The organism is Ruegeria sp. YTSC002 (genome assembly GCF_059609845.1).
The window spans coordinates 98,244-120,838 of record NZ_JBXWML010000007.1; the positions used below are offsets into that span (position 1 = coordinate 98,244).

Sequence of the window (22,595 nt, forward strand, 5' to 3'; positions counted from 1 at the left end):
TTGGAGAGAGGTGTCGGAACAACCGGGGGGACCGCCTGCTAGGGCAGCCCTTGGCCGAGCGTGCGCTCCGGCTGGTCGATTGATCTAACCGACCCGACCTCCTGAACTTTCGAAGGGCCGTCCCGCCGGGGCGGCCCTTTCTGTTTTCAGCCGCGCCAGTTATGGTCTCACCCATGTTGCGCATCTCTGACGATATCACTCTGCAAGACTGGGAATTGACCGAGAGCTTCGTGCGTTCCTCCGGCCCTGGTGGGCAGAATGTGAACAAGGTCTCAACCGCCGTTGAGCTGAGGTTCGAGGCCGCGCGCTCCCCTTCTTTGCCCGATCCGGTCAAGAACAGGCTGAAACGGCTGGCCGGGCGGCGCTGGACCAAGGATGGCGCGATCATCATCCAGTGCGAAGAAACACGTTCCCAAGCCCGCAACCGGGAAATCGCACGTACAAGACTGGCGGAACTGATCGGTAAGGCGCTGGTCAAACCCAAGCGGCGCATCGCGACGAAACCCACCTATGGTTCGGTCAAACGCAGGCTTGCGGCGAAAAAGGCGCGGGGCGACGTCAAGGCGCTGCGCGGCAAGGTGTCCGAAGAATGATCTGGCATCTCGTCCGGGCGTTGATAGTCTGGCCATCAATAGGTGCAGGAGAGTAACGCCATGAGGCTGGAGGGAAAAACCGCAATCGTCACTGGCGGTGCATCCGGGTTTGGTGCGGGGATCGCAAGGAAGTTCCTGGCCGAAGGCGCGCGCGTCATGATTGCTGACATCAATGGCGATGCCGCCCATGAGCTTGCAACCCAGCTTGGGTCCGAAGCGGTTGCTCAGCAGGTTGATGTAGGCGAGGGCGCTTCGGTTCAAAAGATGGCGGATGCGGCTTTCTCAACCTTCGGCCATCTGGACATCCTTGTGAACAATGCCGGTGTGACCCACCTGCCGACGCCGTTGGAGGAGGTCAGCGAAGCGGATTTCGACCGTGTTTTCAACGTGAACATGAAATCCGTCTATCTGACCGCCCGCGCATTGGTTCCACCTATGAAGGCACGCGGGGCGGGTTCAGTGCTGAACGTGGCTTCAACCGCGGGCCTGTCACCGCGCCCGAACCTGAACTGGTACAACGCCTCCAAGGGCTGGATGATCACCGCAACCAAAACGATGGCAGTCGAGCTCGCCCCTTCCGGGCTGCGGGTGAACGCGATCTGCCCGGTCGCCGGGGAAACGCCATTGCTGAAGTCTTTCATGGGTGAAGACACACCCGAAATCCGTGCCAAATTCCTGTCGACCATCCCGTTGGGCCGCTTTTCAACCCCTGAAGACATGGCCAATGCCGCCTGTTTCCTGTGTTCGGACGAGGCCAGCATGATCACCGGCGCCGCGCTCGAGGTGGACGGAGGCCGATGCATCTGATCCGTTCTTCATCTGGCCAAAAATATCCCCGCCGGAGGCAGCGCGCGCCAGCGCGCTTTCCCGCTCGACCACCGAGGTATGCATGATCCCCGGACCCAGAAACCTGATCACGGATGTCGCCGGCCTGATGGTCGGCAACGCACAGAACGCAGCTTTGAAATCAGGCGTCACGGTTCTGACCGGCGCGCAACCACTCCGAGCCTCGGTGCACGTGATGGGCGGCGCACCCGGCACGCGCGAGACAGATTTGCTGGCCGCCGACAAGACCGTTGACCAGGTGGATGCGATCGTGCTTTCGGGCGGGTCGGCCTTTGGGCTGGATGCCTGTTCGGGCGTGATGGACGCGCTGCATGCGCAGGGTCGTGGGTTTCAGGTGGGTTCCGCCGTGGTGCCGATCGTGCCCGGGGCGATTCTGTTCGACCTGCTGAATGGCGGCGACAAGGCGTGGCACCAGAATCCCTATCGCTCCTTGGGCCGTGCGGCGTTCGAATCCGCGTCGGACCGGTTCGAACTCGGAACCGCAGGTGCAGGAACCGGGGCTCTGACGGCGATGCACAAAGGCGGGTTGGGTTCCGCCTCGCTTGTTCTGGACAGCGGTGCCACCGTAGGCGCATTGGTTGCGGTCAATCCGCTGGGCAGTGTCACCACGCCGGGTGACAGGCATTTCTGGGCCGCCCCATTTGAAGTGGACGGCGAATTCGGTGGATTGGGACCTGATCCCAATGCCGGGCTTGGCCAACCAATGGTCAGTCGCAAAGCGCAGGTGATGCGGTCGGCGAACCCGGACAAGGCCAATACCACGATTGCCATCGTTGCGACGGATGCGGCCCTGAGCAAACCGCAATGTCAAAGGTTGGCCGTTGCCGCCCATGACGGTATTGCCCGCGCCATTGTACCCGCCCACACGCCGGGGGATGGCGATCTGGTATTCGGGGTCAGCACGGGCGCGCGAGGTGTCGCCACCGATACCGAACCTGGTGTCATCGGGCATGCGGCCTCGCTTTGCCTGGCGCGGGCCATCGCGCGCGCCGTGTATCTGGCGACTCCGGCAGCAGGCGATCTGTTGCCTTGCTGGTCCGGGGTACATGACAAAAGTTAAGGACAGCCTATTTGTCGCAGTGGCACAGTGAACGCGCGCGGCAATCTGCGCGTTGACTCTTTTTTGCGCCGACGGTCCATTCGGTGCAGCCAATTTGTATCGGAGCAAAAGCTATGAATCGCATCCTCGCTACTGCAATCGTCGGCCTTCTGGCCCTTCCTGCCTATGCTGAAGGCGACGCTGAGGCGGGCAAGAAAACCTTCAACAAGTGCAAGTCCTGCCACATGATCGCTGACCCGGCAGGCGAAGTGATCGTCAAGGGTGGCAAAACCGGCCCCAACCTCTATGGAATCGCTGGCCGCACCGCCGGTACCGTTGAGGGTTTCAAGTACGGAGACAGCATCGTTGCCGCCGGTGAGAAGGGTCTGGTCTGGGACGAGACTACTTTTGTCGAGTATGCTCAGGACCCCAAGGCATTTTTGAAATCCTATCTGGATGACACGTCTGCCAAATCGAAAATGACCTTCAAGCTGAAAAAGGGTGGTGAAGACGTCTATGCCTATATCGCAAGCGTGTCGGGTGAATAACACCTGATACTGTGCACCAATGCACAAGGACCAAAGGCCGCAGCCCCTGCGGCCTTTGGTGCGATTGATAACAGTGTGGAACAGCGACACTTTGGTATATGACGGCGGATCGCGAAAAAACGCCGCAACGCCAAGCCCGTCCGGCAACAGCTATAATCAAAATCAGGGCTCGTCAGGCGGATTGGCAGCAGGAGAGGACAGATGGGTATCATGATCCCAGCTTGGGTCAATGGTGAGTTGACCCCTGTAGACAAGCTTGAAGTTCACGAAAAAGGACTCAAGCACAAGGCTGTGTCGGTTTTTGTCGTTCGGGGGACCGAGATCCTGTTGCAGCGCCGGGCGCTGGGCAAGTACCACACGCCCGGCCTTTGGGCGAACACCTGCTGTACGCATCCAGATTGGGATGAAAGCTCTTCCACCTGTGCCGTGCGCCGCCTGCGTGAAGAGCTTGGGATCGCAGGTCTGTATCCCGAATACCGGCACCGGTTGGAATACCACGCCGATGTGGGCAACAGCATGGTGGAAAACGAGGTTGTCGACGTCTTTCTGGCCCATGTCCGCGGCCCGCTGAAAATCGCGCCCAACCCGGATGAAGTCATGGATATCCGTTGGATCGACTATCACGATCTGTTGGCCGAGGTGAAACGCCACCCGGACCGGTTTACGCCCTGGTTGAAGATATACCTTCACAACCATGCAGACACGATTTTTGGCCCGGATCTGATCATTTCGGCCAAATCCTGACCCCGGCTGGAAATCCGTGCCTTGCAAGGGCGGCGCAAGCCGCCTAAATCAACGCGTTATGGCCAAGCAGAAGACAGACCCGAATTACAAGGTAATTGCCGAAAACCGGCGCGCCCGCTTCGATTATGCAATCGAAGAGGACATCGAATGCGGTATCGTTCTGCAAGGGTCCGAAGTCAAATCCCTGCGCGCGGGTGGTTCCAACATTGCCGAAAGCTATGCCACCGTCGATGACGGCGAGCTGTGGCTGGTCAACAGCTATATCGCGCCATACGAGCAGGCCAAAGTGTTCAAGCATGAAGAGCGCCGCCGTCGCAAGTTGCTGGTGTCCCGCAAACAGATGTCCGATTTGTGGAATGCAACCCAGCGCAAGGGCATGACGCTGGTGCCGCTGGTTTTGTATTTCAACCACAAGGGTTTGGCCAAGATCAAGATCGGCATCGCCAAGGGTAAGAAAACCCATGACAAGCGCGAAACCCAGGCCAAGCGCGATTGGTCACGGCAGAAACAACGCTTGTTGAAAGACCACAGCTAGAACGCCATCGCCGCCTGTACCGCGCGTTGCCAACGGTCATAGGCCGCATCGCGGTCGGCTTGGTCCATCGTTGGCTCGAACCGGCGATCCAGCGCCCATGTTTCCGCAAACCCGGCCTGATCCGGATAAATTCCGGCTTTCATGCCTGCCAGCCATGCGGCGCCCAGGGCTGTCGTTTCTTGCATGACCGGGCGATCCACAGGCGCGCCAAGACAGTTCGACAGGCCTTGCATGGTCCAGTCAGACGCGGCCATCCCGCCATCGACGCGCAGGATGACATCGGCATCGGCCCCCCAGTCGCCCTGCATGGCGTGCCACAGGTCGCGGGTCTGGAAGGCGATGCTTTCCAGCGTGGCGCGGGCGATCTCGGCCCGGCCGGAATTGCGCGTCAGCCCGAACAGCGCTCCGCGACAGTCAGGTTTCCAATAAGGCGCCCCGAGGCCGGTGAAGGCGGGCACAAGCACCACATGCTGGTTCGGGTCAGCCCGAGCCGCCAGTTCGCCGCTTTGTGGCGCCGCATCAATGATCTGCAACGCGTCGCGCAGCCATTGCACTGCGGCCCCCGCGATAAAGATCGATCCCTCCAGCGCATAGGTTCGCCGGCCGTCCAGTTGATAAGCGATCGTCGTCAGCAGGCGGTTTTTCGACTGAACCGGCTGTGCGCCTGTGTTCAGCAGCGCAAAGCAGCCCGTGCCATAGGTTGATTTCATCATACCGGGCTGGAAACAGGCCTGCCCGATGGTGGCGGCTTGCTGGTCGCCTGCAACGCCCAGAATGGGAATGTCGCCCCCGAACAAAGTGGTGGTTCCGAAATCCGCGGCGCAATCCTTTACTTCGGGCAAAAGGTTCAGGGGCACGTCCAGCAGGTCGCAAATCTCGGCGCTCCACGTGCCTGAGTGAATGTCGAACAGCAGGGTACGGGCGGCGTTGGTGGCATCGGTTGCATGAACACGGCCTTCGGTCAGCCGCCAGATCAGGAAACTGTCGATCGTGCCGAACAGCAGGTCTCCGGCTTCTGCCCGCGCGCGGGCACCCGAAACGGTATCCAGCAGCCATTTGACCTTGGTGCCCGAGAAATAGGGATCCAGCAGCAGACCGGTCTGAGCGGTAACGTCATCCTCGCACCCGGCCTGTTTGTAGCGGGCGCAGATATCGGCGGTGCGGCGGTCCTGCCAGACGATGGCATTGTGGATGGCCTTGCCGGTCTGTTTGTCCCAGACGACCGTCGTTTCGCGCTGGTTGGTGATGCCGATACCGGCAATCTGGTCCGCTGAAATGCCGGTGGTTTCCATCACCTCACGGCACACATGCAGAACGCTGGACCAGATATCCTCGGGGTCGTGTTCAACCCAGCCTTCCTGCGGGAAGTGCTGGGGAAACTCCTGCTGGGCAGTGCCGACAGGCCGCATCTGCGCGTCAAACAGAATGGCGCGCGAAGACGTAGTGCCTTGATCGATTGCCAGAATATGGGTCATTTCCGCTCTCCCCCGGTATCGTTTTGCCGGACTTTAGCGCAAACAATGGCGCAGGGGCCAGTGCAGAAATCAGGCCGGGTTGACAGGGATATTGTCGATCAGGCGGACGCCGTCGGCCCAGGCCGTGACGAACAGGCGGGCGGGCTGGGTGGCGCTGGACAGGCTTTCCAGTGTCTCGGCACAGCGCAGGTCGACATACTCGACTTCGGAAAACCCGACCTTCAGCAGGGTTTCCTTTGCATCCTGCGCCAGTTTGGCAAAGTCTGCGCCCTTGGCCAGATCGTCAGCCACCTGTTGCATGACGCCGTTCATTTGTTCTGCGACCTTCAACCCTTGGGGGGAAAGAAGAAGATTGCGCGACGACATCGCCAGGCCCGAGGGTTCACGCACGGTCGGGCAGCCGATCACCTCGATGGGGATATTCAGATCACGCGCCATCCGGCGGACAACCAGCAGCTGTTGATAGTCTTTTTCCCCGAAATAGGCTCGATCCGCCTGTGTTTGCAGGAACAGCTTGGCGACCACCGTGGCCACGCCTTCGAAATGCCCGGGGCGGAAGGGGCCTTCCATCACGTCGGTCAGACCGGCGACCGATACCGTCGTCGAAAACCCTTCCGGATAGATTTCCTGCGGGTCCGGCACATAGATCGCATCCACACCATACGGGGCCAGCTTTTGGGCGTCTTCATGCTCGGTGCGGGGGTAATTTGCCAGGTCTTCGGGATTGTTGAACTGCTTGGGGTTCACAAAAATCGTCACGATCACCCGGTCGCAGCCCTGTTTCGCCGCCTGTGCCAGTGACAAATGCCCCTCGTGCAGCGCACCCATGGTCGGAACCACGCCGATGGTCTCACCGTTTCGATGCCAAGTGGTGGTTTTGGCACGCAGCTCGGCCAGAGAGCGCAGAATCGGTGCGGTCATGTGTTTTGTCCTCTGGCCGGAGCCTGATCGGCAAAGACGTGTTCATCCGCCGGGAAGGTCCGCGCGCGGACTTCAGCGGCGTATTCCGCAATGGCCGCTTCGGCCAACGGACCCAGCTCGGCATAGCGTTTGACGAATTTGGGTTTGAAGGCGGTGAAAAAGCCCACCATGTCGTCCACGACCAAAATCTGCCCGTCACAGCCCGCAGATGCACCGATGCCGATGGTCGGGATCGCAATCTCTTCGGTGATCTGGTTCGCCAGACCTTGGGGCACTTTCTCCAGAACGACCGAGAACGCGCCAGCCTCGGTTACGGCGCGGGCGTCTGCCATGACGGCTTCGGCCTGCTCGTCACGGCCCTGCACCTTATAGCCGCCCAGCGTGTTGATTGATTGCGGCGTCAGTCCGATATGAGCCATCACCGGGATGCCTCGTTTCACCAGAAAGCGGATGGTTTCAGCCATTTCGACCCCGCCTTCCAGTTTGACCGCGCCCGCACGTGTGTCCGCCATCAGGCGTGCGGCGTTCCGAAAGGCTTGTGCCGGGCTTTCCTCATAGCTTCCGAAAGGCATGTCGATGACCATCATCGCCCTGTCCAGGCCGCGAGACACGGCTTGACCGTGCAGGATCATCATTTCCATCGTGACCCCCAGCGTAGAGTCCAGCCCGTGCAGAACCATGCCGACGCTGTCTCCGACCAGCACGAAATCGCAATGCGCGTCCATCAGGCGCGCCATTGGCGTGGTATAGGCGGTCAAAGAGACCAGAGGTTCGCCACCTTTTCGGGCGCGAATATCCTCGGCGTTCGGGGCTTTCTTGCGGGCGGTGGCGCTCATGGATCGCTCCTGCAGTATTATGTTGCAGTGCGGCATAGCAGATCGGGAGGGGCCGAAGAAACCCCGGTTGCGCGAACATTCCCTTGATTGACCTGAGGTTTACAGGAAGACTGTCGGTAAAACGGCCCTGAAAACAAGGGCGCAACCCGTTTCAGTAGGGAGAGTTCACATGACGAAATTCCTGTTCCGGACATTTGCATCGACCCTGGCCGTAGGGGCCAGCCTGCTTGCCACGCAGGCTTTGGCCAAGTCGGACATCACCATAGCGATGCAGCTTGAGCCTCCGCATCTGGATCCGACAAGCGCCGCGGCGCAAGCCATCGACTCGGTGGTTTACACCAATATCTTCGAAGGTCTGACACGTTTCATGGGCGATGGTTCAGTCGTACCCGGCTTGGCGGAAAGCTGGGAGATTTCCGAAGGCGGGACGGTCTATACCTTCAAACTGCACGACGGGGTGACCTTCCATGATGGCACCACCATGGACGCCGAGGATGTCAAATTCAGCCTTGACCGCGCAACCGCGGAAGACAGCGCCAACGCGCAAAAGGCCCTGTTTGCCGGTATCGAAACCGTCGAGGTCGTCGACCCGCTTACGGTCAAAGTCACCCTGTCAGAGCCGAACGGAAATTTCCTGTTCAACCTGGCCTGGGGGGACGCAGTCATCGTCGCGCCGGAAAGCATAGACAACATCAAGACCAATCCAGTTGGCACTGGCGCCTATACCTTTGGCAACTGGGTGCAGGGTGACAGTATCACACTGAACCGCAATCCCGATTATTGGGGTGATCAGCCTGCATTAGAGACTGCAACATTCAAGTTCATCTCGGACCCGACTGCCGCTTTTGCCGCCATGATGGCCGAGGATGTCGACGTATTTGACAACTTCCCCGCGCCGGAAAACCTGCCTCAGTTCGAGGCCGATCCGCGCTTTCAGGTTTTGGTCGGCTCGACCGAAGGTGAGACGATCCTGTCCACCAACAACAAACAACCTCCGTTTGACAGTATTCTGGTCCGGCAGGCACTGGCCCATGCCATCGACCGGCAGGCCATCATCGACGGCGCGATGTTCGGCTATGGCACCCCGATCGGAACCCATTTTGCGCCGCATCATCCGGCGTATGTCGATCTGACGGGCAATTCGGCTTACGACCCTGAAAAAGCAAGGGCGTTGCTGGCAGAGGCAGGGTTCGAAAACGGGTTTGAGACCACGTTGCATCTACCGCCGCCGTCTTATGCCCGCCGCGGGGGCGAAATCATAGCGGCGCAGCTGGCCGAGGTCGGCATCACGGCCGAGATCATCAATGTGGAATGGGCGCAATGGTTGGAAACGGTGTTCAAGGGCAAGGAGTTCGGCCTGACCATTGTCAGCCACACGGAGCCGATGGATATCGGCATTTATGCGCGGCCTGATTATTACTTCCAGTATGACAGCACGGATTTTCAGGCGCTGATGGACACGCTGAACACCACCACCGACCCCGAAGAACGCACCCGTTTGCTGGGTCAGGCGCAGCGCCTGATCGCAAGCGACTATGTCAATGGGTACCTGTTCCAGTTGGCCAAGCTGGGCGTTGCGAAAGTCGGAGTTCAGGGCCTTTGGAAGAACGCGCCCACCGCCGCAATCGATCTGACTCAGATCAGCTGGTCCGAGTAATAGTACTGCCCAGGCCGCGCTGGGCGGCCCGGGCCTTTCATTGTGTCAGGGTGTTCTCACGCATGTTCTTGCTCCGCGCCGTTCCCGTCTTGGTTTTAGGTGTTTTCCTGGTGTTCGGTTCTTCGGTCGTGGCCACGGCTCAGAACGTGTTGGGTGGGCGGCTGGATGCCCTGCCCGGAACGCCCGAGAACCCGTTGGATGTTGGCGTCGGCATTCGCATCGACCAGATCACCGGCGTTGATCAAAAGGCTGAAAACTACGGCGCGGTTGTGGTCTTGCGGGTGGAATGGACCGATCCTGCGCTGGCGTTTGATCCCGAGGAACTGGGAAGGGATATCAGGGTTTTCAACCCGCCCGATCTTGCCGATCATGCGGCAAGTATAGGTTCCGTTCTGCCGGCTTTTGTCATTCACAATCAGCAGTCCAACAAGTGGATCCACGAATCCGCCGCATCCCTGCGGTACGACGGACGGGTGCTGTATGTCGAAAAATCGTCTCTTACACTCCAGGCGCCTCATTTCGATTTCCGAAAATACCCGTTCGACACGCAGGAGTTCCATTTCGAAGTCGTATCGGTCTTTCCGTCCGAATATGTCAATTACCATCCGCTGGATGAATTTTCTGGCCTCGGAGATCAACTGGGCGAAGAAGAATGGATTCTGAACAATGCACGGTTGGAAACGTCCAGGGTTCTGGGGCTATCCGGCAAAGAAAGCGATCAGGTCGCGCTTGTTTTCGAGGGCAAACGACATCTGACATACTACGTCATACGGGTTTTCCTGCCGATGCTTGTCTTGATTTCGGTCGGCTGGGCGCTGTTTTTTCTGGATGAATACCGCCGGAGGATCGAGATCGCGGGCGGCAACCTGCTGGTGTTTGTCGCGTTCAACTGGGCGATATCCGCAGATCTGCCCAAGCTGGGTTATCTGACTTTTCTGGATTTTGTCCTTCAGTGCATGTTCCTGATGACCGGGGCGCTGATCGTGTTCAACGTCGCGCTGCGACGATTGAAAGTGTCCGGCAAGGAGGGGGCGGCGCGCATCCTGGACAATTATGCGATCAAGTGGATCTATCCACTGGGCTATGCCGCGATCGTTGCCTATGCGGTTTCTGCTTTCCTTCTGGTGCCTTAGACGCTGGACCCGCGCCTGATGTGACCCTAACGTGGTGCCAATGCTCCGCTACGTCCTCAAACGACTGATTTCCTTGCTTGTCAGCCTGGCCGTCGCCTCGGTGGTCATCTTCGCCGTGATCGAGGTTGCTCCGGGTGATCCGGCCTCGTTCATGCTGGGCGTCAACGCGCAGGAGGACACGCTGGCCGCGCTGCGGGCCGAGCTGGGCCTGGATGCGTCCAGGATACAGCGGTACTTCAATTGGGTGGGCGGCATGCTGGAGGGCGATTTCGGCACCTCGTACACCTACCGCACACCAGTGTCGCAGATGATCGCGGACCGGCTGTGGGTGTCGTTGCCCCTGGCGCTTTACGCGCTGACACTGTCCACATTGATCGCCTTTCCCGCCGGAATCTATGCCGCTGCGCGTCGGGGCAAGCCGGGGGACCTTGCAGTGATGGGGGCGACGCAGCTTGGGATTGCTGTGCCCAATTTCTGGTTCGCGATGATGCTTGTGCTGATCTTCGCCATCAACCTGCGCTGGTTCAATGCGGGCGGGTTTGCCGGTTGGAACGACGGTCTGTGGGCCGGCCTGCGATCCCTGACCCTGCCTGCCGTGGCGCTTGCCCTGCCACAGGCGGCGATTCTGGCGCGGGTCATGCGGTCGGCCTTGCTGGACATTCTAGGTGAGGATTTCATGCGCACGGCTCGGGCCAAGGGCCTGTCCGGCCGTCAGGCCCTTTGGCGGCACGGGGTGCGAAATGCGCTGATTCCGGTGCTGACCATCATAGGCTTGCAGTTTTCCTTCCTGCTGGCGGGGTCGATCATCATCGAACAGGTGTTCTATCTGCCGGGTCTCGGGCGGCTGGTGTTTCAGGCCATTTCTGCCCGTGACCTCATCGTCGTGGAATCGGTCGTGATGCTGCTGGTCTTTGCCGTGATAACGGTCAATTTCCTTGTCGATCTTGCTTATGCGGCCGTGGACCCGCGACTCAGGAGCAGGACATGAACCGGAACCTGATCCTTGGGGCTTTGTTGTCGTCGCTGGTGGTTCTGGCCGCGTTGGTGTCGTTCGTCTGGACCCCCTACGACCATGCTGCGTTGGACATTCCCGATAAATTACAGCCACCAAACGGGCAGCATTGGTTTGGAACCGATCATTTCGGACGCGACATGTTCTCGATGATCATGGTTGGTGCACGTACGTCGATTGCGGTGGCGCTGGTGGCCGTCGGCATCGGCATGGCACTTGGCGTTCCTCTTGGCCTGGCAGCGGCCGCGCGCAAAGGCTCATGGCTGGATGAGGTCATCATGCGTGGCAACGATCTGGTCTTCGCTTTCCCTTCGCTGGTGATCGCCATCTTGATCACGGCCGTCTATGGTGCCGGCGCGATCAACGCCATTGTTGCGATCGGCATTTTCAACATCCCCGTCTTTGCCCGTATCACCCGCGGCGCTGCTTTGTCGCTTTGGGAGAGAGAGTTCATCCTTGCCGCCCGTGTGTCGGGCAAAGGGGTGGCGCGGATATCGGCTGAACATATTCTGCCCAACGTGGCCAATCTGCTGATCGTGCAGGGGACCATCCAGTTCAGCCTTGGCATTCTGGCCGAAGCGGGCCTGTCATATGTCGGTCTGGGCGCTCAACCTCCGACGCCCAGCTGGGGCCGGATGCTGGCAGACGCGCAGACGATGGTCAGTTTTGCCCCGCATTTGGCTCTGATTCCGGGTCTGTCGATTATCGTCACGGTGCTGGGTCTGAACTTGCTGGGCGATGGTCTGCGCGACTGGCTGGATCCCCGGATCAGGGTGGCGCGGGTATGAGCTTGTTGCAGATTGAAAACCTGTCGCTGACGATCCACGGGATACCGATCCTGAAACAGGTCAGCCTGTCCATCGACCCCAGCCAGATCGTGGCGGTGACGGGTGAAAGCGGCTCGGGCAAATCGATGACCGCATTGGCGGCGATGCAGTTGCTGCCGCATGGGGCCAGCGTGAAAGGTGCGATCCGGCTGGACGGTCAGGATCTGTTGACACGGTCAGAATCCGATATGTGCACCTTGCGCGGCGCGTCCATGGGGATGGTGTTTCAGGAACCGATGACAGCGCTCAATCCGGTGAAAACCATCGGTGATCAGGTGATGGAGACGATCCTGATCCACAAGGCGATGCCCCCGACCCAGGCCCGAACACGTGCCGCAGAAGTTCTGACCCGGGTCGGCCTGCCACCTGATCGGTTCCCCCTTTCCCGCTATCCGCACGAACTGTCCGGCGGACAACGGCAACGCGTGGTCATTGCCATGGCCATCGCTCTGCGCCCCAGGCTGCTGATCGCGGACGAGCCGACGACAGCGCTGGACGTCACGACACAGGCGCAGATCCTCGACCTGCTCAAGGGGCTGGTGCGCGAATACGACATGGGGCTGCTGATGATCACCCATGATCTGGCCGTTGTCTCTGATATGGCGGACCAGATCATCGTCATGCGCCACGGAGAAGTGGTTGAAAGCGGGGCCACACAGCACCTGCTGCGTCACATGCAACACCCTTATACCCGAATGCTGTTCGAGGCGTCTGGCCATCAGGTCACTTTGCCGGAACCCGCGCAACCGCAAACGTTGCTGGAGGTAACCCAGGTTGTCCGGGACTACCGATTGCCCCGAAAAGGCCTGTTGGACGCGCCGCGCCATCACCGGGCAGTGGATGGTGTCAGTTTTTCACTCAACCGAGGCGAGCGGTTGGGTTTGGTCGGGGAATCCGGATGCGGAAAATCGACCCTAACACGGGCAATTTTGGGCTTGGAGGAGGTTCAGTCCGGTCAAATCCGGCTGGGTGGTCAGCCGGTTTTCACTGGGCACAAACCCAACCTTGCCGTGCGCCGGAAGATGCAGGTGGTGTTTCAGGACCCATATGGCAGCTTCAACCCCCGTCATCGTGTCGCGCGCCTGATCACCGAGCCTTTCCATTTGCTGGACGACCCGCCCACCGGATCAGACCGGCGGGATCGGATCTCGGAAATACTGACGGCCGTCGGCCTCAGCCCCGGCGACGCGGGCAAGTACATCCACGAATTCTCGGGCGGGCAACGACAACGGATCGCTATTGCACGCGCCCTGATCATACGGCCCGAACTGATCCTGTTCGACGAGGCGGTTTCGGCGCTTGACGTTTCGGTCCGTGCTCAGATCCTCGATCTGCTCGCTGACCTGTGCGAAGCCTATGACCTGACCTATCTGTTCATCAGCCATGACCTGAGCGTTGTCCGCACGATCACCGACCGTGTGCTTGTGATGCAGTCCGGTCGGATCGTCGAACAGGGTCAGACAAAGCAGGTCTTCGAAGATCCGCAACATCCCTACACGCAAACCTTGATTGCCGCTGCGCCCCGGTTGCCCGAGATAAGGCCGCTGACGGCGTAAAGTTCCTTGTTAGAGCCTGATTGGAGGCCCAAAATGACCCAGAACATTTGGTTTGATCCCACCTTGTGCCTGATCGGCGGGCGCTGGAGCCAGGCGGCTGCGGGCGACAGCCTGCCCTTGATCAACCCTTCGGACGGGACCCAGATCTGCCGGATCGCCCGAGGGTCCGAGGCGGATATCGACGCGGCGGTACAAGCCGCCCGTTCTGCGTTGAATGGTGATTGGGGGCGAAAGACGGCGTTGGAACGCGGCCGCATCCTGACACGGTTGGGCCAGCTGGTGCTGGACCGGGTGGACGATCTGGCGCGGCTCGAGGCGATGGATGTCGGCAAACCGCTGACACAGGCCCGGGCAGACGCGGTCGCCCTGGCGCGCTATTGCGAGTTCTATGGCGGCGCGGCCGACAAGGTGATGGGCGAGACCATTCCCTATCTCGATGGCTACACCGTCTACACCCTGCGCGAACCGCATGGGGTGACGGGTCATATCGTGCCCTGGAACTATCCGATGCAGATTATCGGGCGTTCCGTCGGGGCGGCGTTGGCCATGGGCAACGCCTGTGTTCTGAAACCTGCGGAAGAGGCCTGCCTGACCGCGCTGGCCTTTGCCCATCTTGCGCAACAGGCCGGGCTGCCAGCCGGAGCATTGAACGTCGTGCCCGGTCTGGGGGCCGAGGCGGGTGCAGCGCTGTCGGGGCATCGGGGAGTCAACCATATCTCGTTCACCGGTTCGGTTGCCACCGGGGCCCTTGTGCAGCAGGCGGCGGGACGCAATGTGGTGCCCGTGACGCTGGAACTGGGCGGGAAATCCCCGCAATTGGTTTTTGACGATGCCGATCTGGATGCAGCGCTGCCGTTTCTGGTGAATGCGGGGATCCAAAATGCGGGCCAGACCTGTTCGGCCTCGTCCCGCATCCTGGTGCAGCGGGGCGTCTATGAGCAGGTCAGATCGCGCATGGCCAAGGCCTATGAAGAACTGACGGTCGGACCGGCGATGCAGGATCTGCGCGTTGGACCGTTGATCTCGGACCGGCAGAGACAGATTGTCAGCGGCTTTCTGAAAACAGCCACGGACCTGACGATCGCTGCGCAGGGACAGATTGTCGATGACGCGCCAGAAACCGGAGCCTATGTCCGGCCCACTTTGTTCGCAGACGTGCCGCCAGATCATCAGTTGGCACAGGACGAGATTTTCGGCCCGGTTCAGGTTCTGATCCCGTTTGACACCGAAGAACAGGCTCTGACCATAGCGAATAGTACGGAATACGGCCTGGTCGCCAGCGTCTGGACGCGGGATGGTGCGCGACAGATGCGGTTGGCGAAAGCATTGCACTCGGGTCAGGTTTTCATAAACAACTACGGTGCTGGTGGCGGCGTTGAACTGCCATTTGGCGGGGTGGGAAAATCCGGACACGGCCGCGAAAAAGGGTTCGAAGCTTTGTACGGCTTTTCACAGTTGAAGACAGTTGCCGCGTTTCACGGTTAGCGTTTTAAGGTCTTTCAAGTCAGCATGTTCTCAATCTGGTCACTTTGCCAGGTTTCTGACTTGCGTGTGTCCGAGTGGCTGCCAAAAAAGCTTCCGACTCGCCGTTGTTCCACCAAGTTTGCAGAACTCGGGAACTTCTGCGCGCCCCAATCAGCTAATACGACGAAGTCAAACCTGACTCGCGCCGCGTAAGCTTGGGTGATGTTTCCATGTAGTAGGTTGTACTTGTCCCAATGCACCGGACAGCTCAGAAACAGGACCCGGCGCAGTTTCAAGCCAGATTCTGCAGCTTTCATGACGACATTACCCCCATGGCTGTGAGTGACGACATCGCAACCTTCAAGACCTTGGTACCGTACCCATGTCGAAAAATTTTTTGCTGCAATATCACGACCACGATCCGACCAACGCCCTTCCCATTCGAAGAAGTCAGCTCCAGAGAAAATGTCGCTGCGATGTGGCGCAATATACGTGTGAAGGTCTCCGGTTCCGGGATAATACCAGTCTGGATCTGAGTTGATGTCAAAATGAGTACCGTGGACCAGTGTGAGCCCAATATCGCCCCTGATGCCCGGCTCAGGCGGCTGCGGAAACCTCATCGGCAGCGCGGACGGCTCTGATCCGAGGCTTAGAAAGAGAGTCGAGTAAACTTCGCGTGTCAAATCTGACAGTTGTCGAACCTCTGTGCAAACCACTCGAACCGAGTCAACGGGGTCAACGAAGGCAGCTGAAATAATTTCATACCTGAACTGAGTGCCGCCACTCTGACAATGTCGCTTGGGGCAGAAAGACCATATTTGACTGCAGTCAGAACGTCTGGAACTGTACCTGACTCTTCGGCCCGTTCGATAAACTCCGCTAGCTGATCGTAGTAGCTGATTGGCGCGGAAACGGCTTGTTCATTGGCGGAATCCTCGTCTGGACCAGGTACAGAAGGCAGGGGCACTCGTCCGTCCAATTGTTGAAAGGTTGCAACATCTCTGAAGCCAAGTTCAGCAGTGTCCTCTTCTGGCAAAGTATATTCGAAGGCATCCTTCGGGGTAGTCAGTGCTGACGCTCGGCTGATCAAGTACGCAGCAACTGTATGCAGCCCAAGTTCGTCACGCTCGATTAATGCAGTTTCAAGTGAAACGGGATTCTCAATGCCTGCCATCTTCGTACTCCAAATATTAGTAGCTATTTGGGTATTTTAGCACACGATAGACTTTTTTTGCTAAAGGGTTATAGGGGCTAAACCACAACCTTTATGGCTTCTTGCGCACCGACACCAAACACCCGCTTGTAGCGTTCGATCTGGTCTTTCGGACCCATCGCCTTTTCCGGGTTGTCCGACAGTTTCACCGTCGGGCGGCCATTGGCCGATACCGCTTTGCAGACCAATGAGAACGGCGCCAGCGCGTCATTGGGAACAAGCCCGCGAAAATCGTTGGTCAGCAAGGTTCCCCAGCCGAAGGAAATATTGGCGCGGCCCGCGAATTGGGCATGCAATTCCTGGATTTTCTCGACATCCAGACCGTCAGAGAAAATGATCCGTTTCTCTGTCGGGTCTTCGCCGCGCGCGTTCCACCAGTCTATGGCGACCTCGGCCGCCGCTGCCGGGTCGCCGCTGTCGATGCGAATACCGGTCCATCCCGCCAACCAGTCAGGAGCATTGTCCAGAAACCCCTTGGTGCCATAGGTGTCGGGCAGGATGATGCGCAGGTTGCCGTCATGCTCGTCATGCCAGTCGCTGAGCACGTCATAAGGGGCCTGCGCCAACGCTTCATCCGTGTCGGCCAGCGCGGAATAGACCATGGGCAGTTCGTGCGCATTGGTGCCGATGGCCTCGACCTCGCGTCGCATGGCGATCAGGCAGTTCGAAGTTCCGGTAAAGGATGCGCCCAGCCCTTCGATCATCGCCTGCACGCACCAATCCTGCCACAGAAAGGAATGCCTTCGTCTGGTGCCGAAATCCGCGATCCCAAGCCCGTTGATCGCGCTCAGCTTTTCGATCTTTTCCCAAACCCGGGTCATCGCGCGGGCGTACAGCACCTGCAATTCGAACCGGCGCATATCGTTCAGCACAGCGCGCGAGCGCAACTCCATCAACACCGCCAGCGCGGGGATTTCCCACAACATGACCTCGTGCCACTTGCCTTCAAAGGTCAGTTCGTATTGATCACCGTTGCGTTCAAGGTGATAGGGCGGCAGGCGCAAATTCTCGAACCACTCCATGAAGTCAGAGCGGAACATCTGCCGTTTCCCATAGAACATGTTGCCGCGCAGCCAGGTGCTTTCCCCCCGGCTGAGGCTGAGGGACCGGATGTGGTCCAGCTGTTCCCGCAGCTCGCCTTCATCGATCAAACGCGCCAGAGGTACGTGATTCGACCGGTTGATCAGCGAGAATACAACGTCTGTTTGGGGCTTGTTTCGAAACACTGACTGGCACATCAGCAGTTTGTAGAAGTCAGTATCGATCAAAGACCGCACAATCGGGTCAATCTTCCATTTGTGATTGTAGACGCGGGTCGCGATGTCGACCATGGGGAACTCCTGCGATTTCCGTAGTTAGATCAATCGACTCCGGAAATGGCAAGAGTCGCTGATTTGGTGACAATGCCAGTTTGAGGTCACAATACCGGCATATTGTGCATTGTTTTCACCGGTTAGTGAGAAGAGGGGATGGAAAGTCGAAACTGAGTTAATGAATGGGTATCGAGTACGATTTTGATATTGTTGACGTAGCGCTGGAAGATCTGGAGCCTGAAAAGCTGGGGTCTGCCTCTGATACGAAACGCCAGGTATGTGCGGTGTTCCGCGATATCAGAGCCGCGGACGCGTTGCGTGGAACATCGCCGAAAATCCGCAAGATTTTCATGGATGCCGGGTTCAGCCTCGAGTCGCGCAACAGCGGCATCGTGCCTGGTGTGTTTCCAGCCGAAGATCAGGCGGATCGGGTGCGAATTCTGCGGTCGCTGTTTGAAAACATCAGGGCGCGTGGAATTCAGGGTGAATATTGCGGCGATTTCAACCTTTGGGATTTCCTGCACTACGTGCGAACGGCGCAACCCATGGCGGGGATCGTACGCAGCCGGCCGATGCGCGTTCCGTCACCACCGTCAAGCCAGACCAACCCGGAACGTCGCACGATACCAGGGCGCATTGGGTTCGCGCTGGGTCTGGCGGTTGTTCTGTTCGTGATGATCAAGCTTTTGGCCGCCGCAGGGGCCACACCTTAGGTCAAAGCGACTCCGGCGTCCCGCATCGCCTGCTCGGCGGCTGCCAGCGAACCGTCCATGTCAATCGCGCGACAGGCACCCATCCGAACCGTGACGTCGAAACCCAACCTGGCGGCATCTACCGCAGAATAACGCACGCAGAAATCGGTGGCCAATCCCACAAGGGTCAAACGGTCGATGCCTCGTGTATCCAAATAGCCTTTAAGGCCTGTCGGTGTCTGGTGGTCATTCTCGAAGAACGCGGAATAGCTGTCGATGGCACTGCGGAATCCCTTGCGAAGGATCAAGTCGCCATCCGTGCGCAATTCGGGATGAAAACCGGCGCCGCGTGTGCCTTTCACGCAGTGGTCGGGCCACAGAACCTGTGGGCCATAGGGCATGTCGACCAGGTCGAACGGGTTTTTGCCATCGTGGGAACTGGCAAACGAAGAATGCCCCGCCGGATGCCAGTCCTGAGTCAGGATCACGGCATCGAATTCACCCATCATGGCGTTTATCGGTGCGACGATTTCGTCCCCCTCTGCCACGGCCAGTGCCCCACCGGGGCAAAAGTCGTTCTGGACATCGATCACGAGCAGGGCATGGGTCATGGCGGCCTCCTTTTACCGCTCTATCGGTAGGCGGCGGCGCGCGGGGCGTCAATGCAATCCCTTGCGACTCTGGGTCTGCAAAGGTAGATCGCGCGTATGTACACAATCGCTGCCCTCTATCACTTTACCCGTTTCGCGGATCCAGCCGCGTTGCGTGACCCTTTGCTGGACCTGTGCCGCACGCAGTCCGTCACCGGTACGCTGCTGCTTGCGCAGGAAGGGATCAACGGCACGATCGCCGGCCCGCGTGCCGGAATCGACGCCGTGCTGTCACATGTCCGATCCTTGCCCGGTTGCGCTGATCTGGAGTGGAAGGAAGCGACCTCGGAGCATCCGCCTTTCGGCAAGATGAAGGTGCGGCTGAAGAAAGAGATCGTGACCATGGGCCAGCCCGATGTCGACCCCCGCGCCCGTGTCGGCAACTATGTCGACCCGCAGGAGTGGAATGACCTGATCCGTTCTGACGATGTGGTGCTGATCGACACGCGCAACGATTACGAAGTGGCAATCGGGACGTTTGAAGGCTCAATAGACCCTGAAACAGCCAGTTTCCGCGATTTCCCGGCATGGTGGGAACAGAACAAGGACCGCTTTCACAACAAGCGGGTCGCCATGTTCTGCACGGGCGGTATCCGTTGCGAGAAATCCACCAATTACCTGCTGGGTCAGGGGGTCGAGGATGTCTATCACCTCAAAGGCGGTATCCTGCGGTATCTTGAGGCAATCCCTGCTGAAGACAGTTCCTGGCAGGGCGAATGCTTTGTGTTCGACAATCGTGTTTCGGTTGGTCACGGGCTTGTTGAAGGGCCGCACAAGCTCTGTCATGGCTGCCGGCGTCCAATCCTGCCCGAGGATGTGAAGCGCCCGGAATACGAGCATGGCGTTTCATGCCATCAATGCATCGATGAGACGTCCGATGCTGACAAAATGCGCTTTCGCGAGCGGCAAAAGCAGATCCTGCTGGCGCGCGAGCGGGGTGAGGCGCATCTGCGCCAGGACTGAATTCGGGTTGCGGGCGATGCCTTTAGGTCGGATGATTGCGCGAAGACCGGATTGAAGGGGCGTTCATGCACCGCAAACCCACGACTTTGGATGAATGGAAATCAACCCTGATTGCAGCGTTGGGGCTGGTTCTGGCGAGCTTTCTTGCCTGGTATGGTCTTTCACGCCTGAACGAGGCAGCTGCGGGCGACACGATTGGCACAATCGCTTCGGTTGGCCTGTTGATCTGGCTGGTGTCGCAGTCCTGGTATTACATGACCCAGGTAAAGTCGCCCCGAAGGCTTTTGTTTCTGATGGGGGTGTCGTTCATTCAGGTTGTCCCCTTCCTGTTCGCCGCGGTTTACGGCGCCTTTGGGTATAACGACCACTGTGTCATCGGTGCGCAGGGTCCGGGGGATATCCTGTATTTTTCCTATGTCACCTTTACCACAGTCGGGTATGGCGACATGTCCCCGACCGGTCTGTGCCGTGGGCTCGCCGTGTCCGAGGCCGTAACGGGCTATATCCTGCTGGGGATGTTTGTTGCCGCAGCAGTTTCGCTTTACGCCCGCAATCACACTCAGGAAAGACCCTAATAAGGGTCTATTTGTTCTGATCGATCCAGCGAGACATCATTTTCTTGTCGCGGAAACACTCGGACGGGATCGGGCGGCGCTTGCTGCGTGAAATCCGCTCGGCAAACGCAACTTGTTTTCCCGTCGGGTAATTGTCGAACTGCGAGGTCCCGCGTGGTTTGTGGGCTGAAATCCAGTCAGACAAAAGCCGCCGGTCGCGCTGTGCCTCAACAGGGATCTCAAGGGCTGACTTCTCGGCAATCGCACGCGCATACCGCATCTGCCGGTCGGTGACTGGAAGCAGGTGATAGTCGTTGTTCGGCCCGTTCAGGGCTGAGGGGCGTGTTTGCTGGGTCATCGGTTTGTCCTCTGACTATGTAGAACATAAATAGAACATTAACCAAAAATTTCAAGGATTATGGGGTTTGACAGGCGTGAAACCGCCCCTTCGATGATTTTATTGACTGGTCAATCAATAACCGATAGGCCGATTTTCGACTGACCATTTGTCCCGTCCTGACGGGTGCGAAAGAAAAGGACACGGTATGAAGTTTCAGCCCAGGGCCAGCCATTTCATTGATGGCGAATATGTCGAAGATACAAACGGTACGGCCATTGAAGTGATCTATCCCGCTACAGGCGAAGTGATTGCACGTTTGCATTCGGCGACGCCGGTGATTGTGGAACAGGCTCTAAATAGTGCAAAAAACGCTCAGGCGGCTTGGGCGGCCCTGTCCGGAACGGAACGTGGCCGCATCCTGCGCCGCGCCTCTGATATCATGCGCGAACGCAATTACGACCTGTCCGTTCTGGAAACCCATGATACCGGCAAACCGATTCAGGAAACCACTGTGGCCGATGCCACCTCGGGGGCCGATGCGCTGGAGTATTTTGGTGGATTGGCCGCCTCTCTGACTGGCGAGCATATTCCGCTGGGCGGGGGTGATTTCGTCTATACCATCCGCGAGGCGCTGGGTGTTTGCGTCGGGATCGGCGCCTGGAACTATCCGACGCAGATCGTCTGCTGGAAAGGTGCCCCGGCGCTTGCTTGTGGCAATACGATGGTGTTCAAACCTTCGGAAACCACACCCCTTTCGGCATTGAAAGTGGCTGAAATTCTTGTCGAGGCCGGCGCGCCCAAGGGTGTCTACAACGTGATCCAGGGTTACGGCGATGTCGGTGCTTCGCTGGTCACCGATCCGCGTGTGGCCAAAGTCTCTTTGACGGGTTCTGTGCCGACGGGCCGCAAGGTTTATGCTGCTGCGGCGGATGGCATGAAGCATGTGACCATGGAACTTGGCGGCAAATCCCCGATGATCGTCTTTGACGATGCCGACATCGAAAACGCTGTTTCAGGTGCGATCCTGGGCAATTTCTATTCTTCGGGTCAGGTTTGTTCCAACGGCACCCGCGTCTTTGTTCAGAAAAGTATCAAAGAGGCCTTCCTGAAACGTCTGTCAGAACGTCTGGATCACGCGAAAATCGGCGATCCAATGGACGAGAACGTCAGCTTTGGCCCGATGGTCAGCGAGAACCAGATGAACATCGCCCTGGGCTATATCGAAAAGGGAAAAGCCGAAGGCGCAAGATTGATTTATGGCGGTGAACGGATCGACCGGGACGGCTATTTTTTGCAGCCCACGGTTTTTGCTGACGTCACGGACAACATGACCATCGCGCGCGAGGAAATCTTTGGCCCCGTCATGTCGGTGCTGGATTTCGAGACCGAGGAAGAGGTGATGGCCCGCGCCAATGACACCGAGTTCGGTCTGGCCGCAGGTGTCTTCACGAATGATCTGACCCGGGCGCATCGAATCGTGGCCGGATTCGAAGCAGGCACTTGCTATATCAACACCTACAACCTTGCCCCGGTCGAAGCGCCGTTTGGCGGATCGAAAATGTCCGGTGTCGGGCGCGAGAACTCGAAACTGGCGATCAACCATTTCTCGGAAATGAAAACCGTCTATGTCTCGATGAATGACGTTGAGGCTCCGTACTGAATCAAGGACGGTTGTCCGCTTTTC

The 22,595-nt window shown here is 58.7% G+C and carries 24 protein-coding genes; 16 read left to right on the forward strand and 8 right to left on the reverse strand.

Translation table 11 applies throughout. The features are described 5' to 3' along the window. Nucleotides 1–173 precede the first annotated feature (173 nt). The 6 genes from arfB (at nucleotide 174) to smpB (ending at nucleotide 4,305) form a co-directional block, all read left to right on the forward strand. Nucleotides 174–593: an alternative ribosome rescue aminoacyl-tRNA hydrolase ArfB gene (gene arfB, locus AC2FFD_RS14440; RefSeq protein WP_425079939.1), complete on the forward strand. Its 420-nt coding sequence runs from the start codon at nucleotides 174–176 to the stop codon at nucleotides 591–593. 60 nt (nucleotides 594–653) lie between these two features. After that, nucleotides 654–1,400, forward strand: coding sequence for an SDR family oxidoreductase (locus AC2FFD_RS14445; protein WP_170346759.1), 747 nt, complete (start codon nucleotides 654–656; stop codon nucleotides 1,398–1,400). 82 nt (nucleotides 1,401–1,482) lie between these two features. Continuing rightward, nucleotides 1,483–2,499, forward strand: a complete 1,017-nt coding sequence (locus AC2FFD_RS14450; RefSeq protein ID WP_480685817.1) for a P1 family peptidase — start codon at nucleotides 1,483–1,485, stop codon at nucleotides 2,497–2,499. 113 nt (nucleotides 2,500–2,612) lie between these two features. Beyond that, nucleotides 2,613–3,026: a c-type cytochrome gene (locus AC2FFD_RS14455; protein ID WP_170346757.1), complete on the forward strand. Its 414-nt coding sequence runs from the start codon at nucleotides 2,613–2,615 to the stop codon at nucleotides 3,024–3,026. 201 nt (nucleotides 3,027–3,227) lie between these two features. Beyond that, nucleotides 3,228–3,770: an isopentenyl-diphosphate Delta-isomerase gene (gene idi, locus AC2FFD_RS14460; RefSeq protein ID WP_170346756.1), complete on the forward strand. Its 543-nt coding sequence runs from the start codon at nucleotides 3,228–3,230 to the stop codon at nucleotides 3,768–3,770. 58 nt (nucleotides 3,771–3,828) lie between these two features. Continuing rightward, the gene (gene smpB / locus AC2FFD_RS14465; RefSeq protein WP_170346755.1) at nucleotides 3,829–4,305 is read left to right on the forward strand and encodes an SsrA-binding protein SmpB; all 477 of its coding nucleotides are present in this window, start codon (nucleotides 3,829–3,831) and stop codon (nucleotides 4,303–4,305) included. On the opposite strand, the gene glpK is transcribed toward smpB, so the two are convergent. From glpK to panB, 3 genes are all read right to left on the reverse strand, one after another. After that, complete coding sequence (gene glpK, locus AC2FFD_RS14470) at nucleotides 4,302–5,780, reverse strand: glycerol kinase GlpK (RefSeq protein WP_170346754.1); 1,479 nt, start codon at nucleotides 5,778–5,780, stop codon at nucleotides 4,302–4,304. The genes smpB and glpK overlap by 4 nt on opposite strands. Before the next feature lie 69 nt (nucleotides 5,781–5,849). After that, complete coding sequence (gene panC, locus AC2FFD_RS14475) at nucleotides 5,850–6,701, reverse strand: pantoate--beta-alanine ligase (RefSeq protein WP_170346753.1); 852 nt, start codon at nucleotides 6,699–6,701, stop codon at nucleotides 5,850–5,852. Further along, nucleotides 6,698–7,537, reverse strand: coding sequence for a 3-methyl-2-oxobutanoate hydroxymethyltransferase (gene panB, locus AC2FFD_RS14480; protein WP_496873424.1), 840 nt, complete (start codon nucleotides 7,535–7,537; stop codon nucleotides 6,698–6,700). Before panB ends, panC begins: the two co-directional genes overlap by 4 nt. Nucleotides 7,538–7,706: 169 nt before the next feature. Here panB and AC2FFD_RS14485 point away from each other — a divergent pair, with 169 nt between their 5' ends. The 6 genes from AC2FFD_RS14485 to AC2FFD_RS14510 all read left to right on the forward strand — a co-directional run bounded on the left by AC2FFD_RS14485 (nucleotide 7,707) and on the right by AC2FFD_RS14510 (nucleotide 15,207). Further along, nucleotides 7,707–9,194: an ABC transporter substrate-binding protein gene (locus tag AC2FFD_RS14485; protein ID WP_496873425.1), complete on the forward strand. Its 1,488-nt coding sequence runs from the start codon at nucleotides 7,707–7,709 to the stop codon at nucleotides 9,192–9,194. A gap of 62 nt (nucleotides 9,195–9,256) precedes the next feature. Further along, on the forward strand, nucleotides 9,257–10,327 hold the full coding sequence (locus AC2FFD_RS14490; RefSeq protein WP_496873426.1) for a ligand-gated ion channel: 1,071 nt from the start codon (nucleotides 9,257–9,259) through the stop codon (nucleotides 10,325–10,327). A gap of 40 nt (nucleotides 10,328–10,367) precedes the next feature. Further along, on the forward strand, nucleotides 10,368–11,315 hold the full coding sequence (locus AC2FFD_RS14495; protein WP_496873427.1) for an ABC transporter permease: 948 nt from the start codon (nucleotides 10,368–10,370) through the stop codon (nucleotides 11,313–11,315). After that, nucleotides 11,312–12,127 (forward strand): ABC transporter permease, encoded by an 816-nt coding sequence (locus AC2FFD_RS14500; RefSeq protein ID WP_496873428.1) that lies wholly within the window; start codon nucleotides 11,312–11,314, stop codon nucleotides 12,125–12,127. The genes AC2FFD_RS14495 and AC2FFD_RS14500 overlap by 4 nt, the downstream gene beginning before the upstream one ends. Continuing rightward, the gene (locus AC2FFD_RS14505) at nucleotides 12,124–13,722 is read left to right on the forward strand and encodes an ABC transporter ATP-binding protein (RefSeq protein ID WP_496873429.1); all 1,599 of its coding nucleotides are present in this window, start codon (nucleotides 12,124–12,126) and stop codon (nucleotides 13,720–13,722) included. Before AC2FFD_RS14500 ends, AC2FFD_RS14505 begins: the two co-directional genes overlap by 4 nt. A 33-nt stretch (nucleotides 13,723–13,755) precedes the next feature. Further along, on the forward strand, nucleotides 13,756–15,207 hold the full coding sequence (locus tag AC2FFD_RS14510) for an aldehyde dehydrogenase family protein (RefSeq protein WP_496873430.1): 1,452 nt from the start codon (nucleotides 13,756–13,758) through the stop codon (nucleotides 15,205–15,207). A 14-nt stretch (nucleotides 15,208–15,221) separates the two neighbouring features. On the opposite strand, the gene AC2FFD_RS14515 is transcribed toward AC2FFD_RS14510, so the two are convergent. The 3 genes from AC2FFD_RS14515 to pncB form a co-directional block, all read right to left on the reverse strand. Continuing rightward, the gene (locus AC2FFD_RS14515) at nucleotides 15,222–15,869 is read right to left on the reverse strand and encodes a hypothetical protein (protein WP_496873431.1); all 648 of its coding nucleotides are present in this window, start codon (nucleotides 15,867–15,869) and stop codon (nucleotides 15,222–15,224) included. Continuing rightward, entirely contained in the window at nucleotides 15,866–16,360 is a 495-nt protein-coding gene (locus AC2FFD_RS14520) for a hypothetical protein (RefSeq protein ID WP_496873432.1), read from the reverse strand. The genes AC2FFD_RS14515 and AC2FFD_RS14520 overlap by 4 nt, the downstream gene beginning before the upstream one ends. 77 nt (nucleotides 16,361–16,437) lie before the next feature. Then, nucleotides 16,438–17,730 carry a nicotinate phosphoribosyltransferase gene (gene pncB, locus AC2FFD_RS14525; RefSeq protein ID WP_496873433.1) on the reverse strand — a complete coding sequence of 431 codons (1,293 nt, stop codon included), beginning with the start codon at nucleotides 17,728–17,730 and terminating at the stop codon, nucleotides 16,438–16,440. 164 nt (nucleotides 17,731–17,894) lie between these two features. Between pncB and AC2FFD_RS14530 the strand changes: the two genes are divergently transcribed. After that, on the forward strand, nucleotides 17,895–18,425 hold the full coding sequence (locus AC2FFD_RS14530; protein ID WP_496873434.1) for a hypothetical protein: 531 nt from the start codon (nucleotides 17,895–17,897) through the stop codon (nucleotides 18,423–18,425). On the opposite strand, the gene pncA is transcribed toward AC2FFD_RS14530, so the two are convergent. Further along, nucleotides 18,422–19,015: a bifunctional nicotinamidase/pyrazinamidase gene (pncA, locus tag AC2FFD_RS14535; RefSeq protein ID WP_480685825.1), complete on the reverse strand. Its 594-nt coding sequence runs from the start codon at nucleotides 19,013–19,015 to the stop codon at nucleotides 18,422–18,424. The genes AC2FFD_RS14530 and pncA overlap by 4 nt on opposite strands. Before the next feature lie 96 nt (nucleotides 19,016–19,111). Here pncA and trhO point away from each other — a divergent pair, with 96 nt between their 5' ends. After that, nucleotides 19,112–20,017, forward strand: coding sequence for an oxygen-dependent tRNA uridine(34) hydroxylase TrhO (gene trhO, locus AC2FFD_RS14540; protein ID WP_496873435.1), 906 nt, complete (start codon nucleotides 19,112–19,114; stop codon nucleotides 20,015–20,017). Between the two features lie 65 nt (nucleotides 20,018–20,082). Then, on the forward strand, nucleotides 20,083–20,592 hold the full coding sequence (locus AC2FFD_RS14545) for a potassium channel family protein (protein ID WP_170346741.1): 510 nt from the start codon (nucleotides 20,083–20,085) through the stop codon (nucleotides 20,590–20,592). 7 nt (nucleotides 20,593–20,599) lie between these two features. Here the strand turns inward: AC2FFD_RS14545 and AC2FFD_RS14550 are convergent, their stop codons facing one another. Next, complete coding sequence (locus AC2FFD_RS14550; protein ID WP_496873436.1) at nucleotides 20,600–20,929, reverse strand: hypothetical protein; 330 nt, start codon at nucleotides 20,927–20,929, stop codon at nucleotides 20,600–20,602. A gap of 187 nt (nucleotides 20,930–21,116) precedes the next feature. On the opposite strand from AC2FFD_RS14550, the gene betB reads away from it, so the two are divergent. Then, nucleotides 21,117–22,571 carry a betaine-aldehyde dehydrogenase gene (gene betB, locus AC2FFD_RS14555; protein WP_496873437.1) on the forward strand — a complete coding sequence of 485 codons (1,455 nt, stop codon included), beginning with the start codon at nucleotides 21,117–21,119 and terminating at the stop codon, nucleotides 22,569–22,571. The last annotated feature ends 24 nt before the right edge of the window (nucleotides 22,572–22,595 follow it).

What these genes read in the sequence shown, in the direction of transcription:
- AC2FFD_RS14545 (WP_170346741.1), top strand. Translation starts at nt 20,083, where the DNA reads ATGCACCGCAAACCCACGACTTTGGATGAATGGAAATCAACCCTGATT.
- smpB (WP_170346755.1), top strand. Translation starts at nt 3,829, where the DNA reads ATGGCCAAGCAGAAGACAGACCCGAATTACAAGGTAATTGCCGAAAAC.
- AC2FFD_RS14450 (WP_480685817.1), top strand. Translation starts at nt 1,483, where the DNA reads ATGATCCCCGGACCCAGAAACCTGATCACGGATGTCGCCGGCCTGATG.
- AC2FFD_RS14505 (WP_496873429.1), top strand. Translation starts at nt 12,124, where the DNA reads ATGAGCTTGTTGCAGATTGAAAACCTGTCGCTGACGATCCACGGGATA.
- trhO (WP_496873435.1), top strand. Translation starts at nt 19,112, where the DNA reads ATGTACACAATCGCTGCCCTCTATCACTTTACCCGTTTCGCGGATCCA.
- betB (WP_496873437.1), top strand. Translation starts at nt 21,117, where the DNA reads ATGAAGTTTCAGCCCAGGGCCAGCCATTTCATTGATGGCGAATATGTC.
- glpK (WP_170346754.1), bottom strand. Translation starts at nt 5,780, where the DNA reads ATGACCCATATTCTGGCAATCGATCAAGGCACTACGTCTTCGCGCGCC.
- AC2FFD_RS14510 (WP_496873430.1), top strand. Translation starts at nt 13,756, where the DNA reads ATGACCCAGAACATTTGGTTTGATCCCACCTTGTGCCTGATCGGCGGG.
- AC2FFD_RS14490 (WP_496873426.1), top strand. Translation starts at nt 9,257, where the DNA reads ATGTTCTTGCTCCGCGCCGTTCCCGTCTTGGTTTTAGGTGTTTTCCTG.
- AC2FFD_RS14495 (WP_496873427.1), top strand. Translation starts at nt 10,368, where the DNA reads ATGCTCCGCTACGTCCTCAAACGACTGATTTCCTTGCTTGTCAGCCTG.
- AC2FFD_RS14455 (WP_170346757.1), top strand. Translation starts at nt 2,613, where the DNA reads ATGAATCGCATCCTCGCTACTGCAATCGTCGGCCTTCTGGCCCTTCCT.
- arfB (WP_425079939.1), top strand. Translation starts at nt 174, where the DNA reads ATGTTGCGCATCTCTGACGATATCACTCTGCAAGACTGGGAATTGACC.
- panC (WP_170346753.1), bottom strand. Translation starts at nt 6,701, where the DNA reads ATGACCGCACCGATTCTGCGCTCTCTGGCCGAGCTGCGTGCCAAAACC.
- AC2FFD_RS14500 (WP_496873428.1), top strand. Translation starts at nt 11,312, where the DNA reads ATGAACCGGAACCTGATCCTTGGGGCTTTGTTGTCGTCGCTGGTGGTT.
- AC2FFD_RS14530 (WP_496873434.1), top strand. Translation starts at nt 17,895, where the DNA reads ATGGGTATCGAGTACGATTTTGATATTGTTGACGTAGCGCTGGAAGAT.
- AC2FFD_RS14445 (WP_170346759.1), top strand. Translation starts at nt 654, where the DNA reads ATGAGGCTGGAGGGAAAAACCGCAATCGTCACTGGCGGTGCATCCGGG.
- pncA (WP_480685825.1), bottom strand. Translation starts at nt 19,015, where the DNA reads ATGACCCATGCCCTGCTCGTGATCGATGTCCAGAACGACTTTTGCCCC.
- AC2FFD_RS14485 (WP_496873425.1), top strand. Translation starts at nt 7,707, where the DNA reads ATGACGAAATTCCTGTTCCGGACATTTGCATCGACCCTGGCCGTAGGG.
- AC2FFD_RS14550 (WP_496873436.1), bottom strand. Translation starts at nt 20,929, where the DNA reads ATGACCCAGCAAACACGCCCCTCAGCCCTGAACGGGCCGAACAACGAC.
- pncB (WP_496873433.1), bottom strand. Translation starts at nt 17,730, where the DNA reads ATGGTCGACATCGCGACCCGCGTCTACAATCACAAATGGAAGATTGAC.
- idi (WP_170346756.1), top strand. Translation starts at nt 3,228, where the DNA reads ATGGGTATCATGATCCCAGCTTGGGTCAATGGTGAGTTGACCCCTGTA.
- AC2FFD_RS14520 (WP_496873432.1), bottom strand. Translation starts at nt 16,360, where the DNA reads ATGGCAGGCATTGAGAATCCCGTTTCACTTGAAACTGCATTAATCGAG.
- panB (WP_496873424.1), bottom strand. Translation starts at nt 7,537, where the DNA reads ATGAGCGCCACCGCCCGCAAGAAAGCCCCGAACGCCGAGGATATTCGC.